The organism is Ramlibacter sp., assembly GCF_035706265.1.
GTDB lineage: Bacteria > Pseudomonadota > Gammaproteobacteria > Burkholderiales > Burkholderiaceae_C > Ramlibacter.
The window spans coordinates 1-4104 of record NZ_DASSVG010000598.1; the positions used below are offsets into that span (position 1 = coordinate 1).

5 protein-coding genes are annotated in these 4104 nt (G+C 70.2%); 2 read left to right on the forward strand and 3 right to left on the reverse strand.

Annotation, left to right across the window (positions count from 1 at the left end):
• Both VFM98_RS21345 and glgC read right to left on the reverse strand, forming a co-directional pair.
• Nucleotides 1-483, reverse strand: a 483-nt coding sequence (locus VFM98_RS21345; RefSeq protein WP_325111902.1) for an MFS transporter, incomplete at its 3' end; no start/stop codon positions are given.
• A gap of 52 nt (nucleotides 484-535) precedes the next feature.
• Complete coding sequence (gene glgC / locus VFM98_RS21350; RefSeq protein ID WP_325111906.1) at nucleotides 536-1798, reverse strand: glucose-1-phosphate adenylyltransferase; 1263 nt, start codon at nucleotides 1796-1798, stop codon at nucleotides 536-538.
• A gap of 224 nt (nucleotides 1799-2022) precedes the next feature.
• On the opposite strand from glgC, the gene VFM98_RS21355 reads away from it, so the two are divergent.
• The gene (locus VFM98_RS21355; RefSeq protein ID WP_325111903.1) at nucleotides 2023-2412 is read left to right on the forward strand and encodes a hypothetical protein; all 390 of its coding nucleotides are present in this window, start codon (nucleotides 2023-2025) and stop codon (nucleotides 2410-2412) included.
• Between the two features lie 210 nt (nucleotides 2413-2622).
• Here the strand turns inward: VFM98_RS21355 and VFM98_RS21360 are convergent, their stop codons facing one another.
• Nucleotides 2623-3228, reverse strand: coding sequence for a HupE/UreJ family protein (locus VFM98_RS21360; protein WP_325111904.1), 606 nt, complete (start codon nucleotides 3226-3228; stop codon nucleotides 2623-2625).
• Nucleotides 3229-3510: 282 nt separating this feature from the next.
• Between VFM98_RS21360 and VFM98_RS21365 the strand changes: the two genes are divergently transcribed.
• A partial coding sequence (locus VFM98_RS21365; protein ID WP_325111905.1) for a hydrogenase small subunit occupies nucleotides 3511-4104 on the forward strand: 594 nt, incomplete at its 3' end.

The window sequence follows — 4104 nt, forward strand, 5'->3', positions numbered from 1 at the left end:
CCAGCCGCCGATCACCGGCGCCACCGCGGGCGCGATGCCGAAGTAGATCGTCACCTGGCTCATGACCTTCTGCGCCTGCTCCGGCGGGAACATGTCGCGGATCACGGCGCGCGAGACCACCATGCCGGCGCCGCTGCACAGCCCCTGCACGGCGCGGAAGAACACCAGCTGGGCCACGCTCTGCGAGACCGCGCAGCCCACCGAGGCAAGCGTGAAGACCGCGATGCCCCACAGCACCACCGGCCGGCGGCCGAAGCTGTCGGCCAGCGCGCCGTGGAACAGGTTCATGAAGGCGAAGCCGAACAGGTAGGCGGAGAGCGTCTGCTGCATCTCCACCGGCGTAGCCTGCAGGGCCTGCGCGATGCCGGCGAAAGCCGGCAGGTAGGTGTCGATGGAAAACGGCCCCAGCATGCCGAGCACGGCCAGCAGCAGGGCGAGCGCCCAGCGCGGGGCGGTCCAGATCTCGTGGGCTTGGGGGTTCATGAGGGGAGAGCGGGTTGTACCAGAGCCCGCGCTCCCGCGTGCGTGCCGGCCTTCAGGCCTGCGCCGGCAGCCTGGCCAGCATCTCCCTGGTGATCAGCACGACGCCCTTCTCGCTGCGGTGGAAACGCTGGCCGTCGACGGCGGCGTCTTCCCCGACCACGAAGCCCTCCGGGATCTCGCAGCCGCGGTCGATCACCACCCGCGACAGGCGGGCGCCGCGCCCGATCACGCAGTCCGGCATGATCACCGCCTCGCTGATGGTGCAGCAGGACTGCACCTTCACGTTGGAGAACAGCACCGACTTGCGGATGTTGGAGCCCACCACCACGCAGCCGCCGGAGATCAGCACGTTGGAAGTCTCGCCGTTCAGGCCGCGCTCGTCCGGCACGAACTTCGCCGGCGGCAGCTGCTCCTGGTAGGTCCACACCGGCCATTCCTTGTCGTACAGGTTCAGCTCCGGGTTGTCGCCCGCGAGGTCCAGGTTGGCGGACCAGAACGCGTCCACCGTGCCCACGTCGCGCCAGTAGGGCCGGTTGCGCGTGGCCGCCGGAATGCTGGAGAGGTTCAGCGGGTGCGCGATCGCGCCGCCGTCGGTCACGATCTTGGGGATCAGGTTCTTGCCGAAGTCGTGTTCCGACTTCTCGTCGTCCAGGTCGTGCTCCAGCAGCTGGTAGAGGTACTCGGCGTCGAACACGTAGATGCCCATGCTGCCCAGCGCGCGGTCCGGCTTGCCGGGGATCGGCGGCGGGTCCTTGGGTTTTTCCAGGAAGTCGGTGATGCGCCGGTGTTCGTCCACGTGCATCACGCCCAGCGCCGTGGCTTCCATGCGCGGCACCTCGATGCAGCCCACCGTCACCTTGGCGCGGCTTTCCACGTGATCGAGCAGCATCAGCGAATAGTCCTGCTTGTAGATGTGGTCGCCCGCGAGCACCAGGATGTACTCGGGTTCGTAGGCGCGCAGGATGTCGATGTTCTGCGTGATCGCGTCGGCCGTGCCGCGGTACCAGAAGGCCTCATTCACGCGCTGCTGGGCCGGCAGCAGGTCGATGAACTCGTTGTGCGCGCCCTGCAGGAAATTCCAGCCGCGCTGCAGGTGGCGCAGCAGCGAGTGCGACTTGTACTGGGTGAGCACGCCGATGCGGCGGATGCCCGAGTTGAGGCAGTTCGACAGCGCGAAGTCGATGATGCGGAACTTGCCGCCGAAGTACACGGCCGGCTTGGCGCGCCGGTCGGTCAGCTCCATCAGCCGCGAGCCGCGGCCGCCGGCCAGCACCAGCGCGATGGTGCGCTTGGGCAGTTCGCGCGCCAGGATCATGCGTTCCATGGCCGTGTCGTTGCCGAGGCCGCCGACTGCTTCGAGGATGCTGAGGTTTTCCTTCATGGCCTGTTTTCCCCCTGAAAGCCCGACCTCACTGTCGTCCAGCCTCAGGCGCAGGAATGTAGGACGCCATCGCCTTTCCGGCGCGGTGCCGGGGGCTGCGCCGGATGCACACGGCTGGGCTTTGGCGCTAGCATGCCCTCCACCTGCTGGAGGCTGCCATGAAGACTCTGCTGCGCCCTGGTGTGCTCGTCGGCCTGCTCGCCGCGGCGGTGCTCGCGCTGACGGCGCTGGGCGCGTACAGCCTGGTGCGGCTGGGCTCCGGGGTGCTGGCCATCGCAGTGGCCGTGGCCGGCATCGCGGCCCTGGTCGCGGTCGCGGTGGCGTGGTCGCTGGCGCGCGAAGCGGAGGAGCAGCTGGGCGACCTGCTGCCGGCCCTGCCGCCGGAGCCGACGACGCCTGCGGAGCCGCAGGTCCCGTCGCGCGGCTTCAAGGTGCGCGAGGCGCGCCCCGGCGAGGTGCCGGAGCCCTATCTTGCCGCCGTGATGAAAGGCGCGCAGCAGCGCCGCGAAGCGTGGAAAGCCTCTGGATCCCCGCCTGCGCGGGGATGACTCCCGTTCGACTCACCGAAATGCAGGCCCGCAAGGGTTTTCCGGCGCTGGAACGGCCGCCGCTGCAGGCCCGGAGGGGGTTTGTCCGGCTCCGGAAGTAAAGGCGGAGGCACGGCCTTCAGGCCGTGCCGGGGGACATGGAGGAGCCGGACAAATCCCCTCCGGGCCGGACCACAGGGCACCCGTGTGCCCCGAGCCTCGCCCGCAGCCTCAAGCCGCCAGCAGGTACAACCCCGCCGCGCCGAACCCCGCACCGATCCCGAACGCGATGCGCTGCGCGAGCGACGCGCGCAGGCGCTGCAGCGCGAAACCGGCCGACAGCCCCGTCGCATGCAGCAGCGCGGTGCTCGCGAGGAAGCCCGCCGCGTAGGAAGCGAAGGCCGCGCCGGCCGCTTCCGAACCGTGGGCCAGGCCGTGCAGCGCCGCCGCCGCGGCGACCAGCAGCAGGCCCGGCGCCGCTTGCGGCTGCACGCCGCGGCAGGCCAGCACCAGCATCGCGCCGAACAGCAGCACGCTGAGTGCGATGCCCTGTTCCACGAAGGGCAGCGCGAGCCCGGCCTGCGCCGCCAGGGCCGCGGCCGCGAGCGCGAACAGGAACACCGCAGGCCCCTGCCACACCCGGCCGGCCGGCAACGCGCGTGCGGACCAGAGCCCCACCGCCACGGCGGCCAGCAGGTGGTCCAATGCGAGCGGGTGCACCAGGCCCTGCAGCAGGCTGGCCGTGCCGTGCCCCGTGTGCGCGTGCGCCAGCGTCGCCCCGCAGGCCAGGGTGGCGGCCGCTGCGGCACGCAGCGTGTTGCGCCAGGTCAAGTTCATGTCGTTCTCCTCGTGCCGGCCTCTTTCGCCGAGGCCCTCGCTGCGCGCAAGACGCATGCCCGCGCCAGCCGCGCGCATTCCAACCCGAAATCGCCGCGGATGCAAGGCAAGATGGATGCGTGCTTTCCACTTCGCGCGCAGCGCACCGGTTAGCAACTGACCGACGCAACGGCGCGCGCACCGCGCCCGGGCCTTCTTTCTTGCGCCCGATCAACGTTTCCCGCGTGGCGCACAACTTGCCTTGCCATCCCCGACGCCCCATCGGGCGACGAGGGAAACGACATGGCGGCACCTTCCGATCTGTTCGACCTGACGCGGGAATCCCTGCATGCCGTGGAACGGCGCCTGGGCCTGTCGCGGCGCGAGTACCTCCAGTTCTGCGCCACGCTGGCGGCCACCATGGGGCTGGCGCGCGGCGCCGACGCCGCCGTCGCCAAGGCGATCGAGACGGCGCCGCGGCCCTCCGTGATCTGGCTGCACTTCCAGGAGTGCACCGGCTGCAGCGAGTCGCTGCTGCGCGCCGAACATCCCACGCTGGAAAAGCTGATCCTCGACGTGATCTCGCTGGACTACCACGAGACGCTCATGGCCGCGGCGGGGCACCAGGCCGAGGCCGCGCGCAAGGCGGCGATGCAGAAGAACAAGGGCAAGTACGTGCTGGTGGTCGAAGGCGCGATCCCGCTGGCGCAGGACGGCAACTACTGCAGGATCGGCGGCCACAAGGCGGTGGACCTGCTGAAGGAATGCGCGGCCGATGCCGCGGCGGTGATCGCGATCGGCTCCTGCGCCTCGTGGGGCGGCATGCCTTCCACCGGGCCCAATCCCTCCGGCGCGAAGAGCGTCGGCGAGGTCCTCGGCAAGCCGGTGGTCACGATT

What these genes read in the sequence shown, in the direction of transcription:
- glgC (WP_325111906.1), bottom strand. Translation starts at nt 1,798, where the DNA reads ATGATCCTGGCGCGCGAACTGCCCAAGCGCACCATCGCGCTGGTGCTG.
- VFM98_RS21355 (WP_325111903.1), top strand. Translation starts at nt 2,023, where the DNA reads ATGAAGACTCTGCTGCGCCCTGGTGTGCTCGTCGGCCTGCTCGCCGCG.
- VFM98_RS21360 (WP_325111904.1), bottom strand. Translation starts at nt 3,228, where the DNA reads ATGAACTTGACCTGGCGCAACACGCTGCGTGCCGCAGCGGCCGCCACC.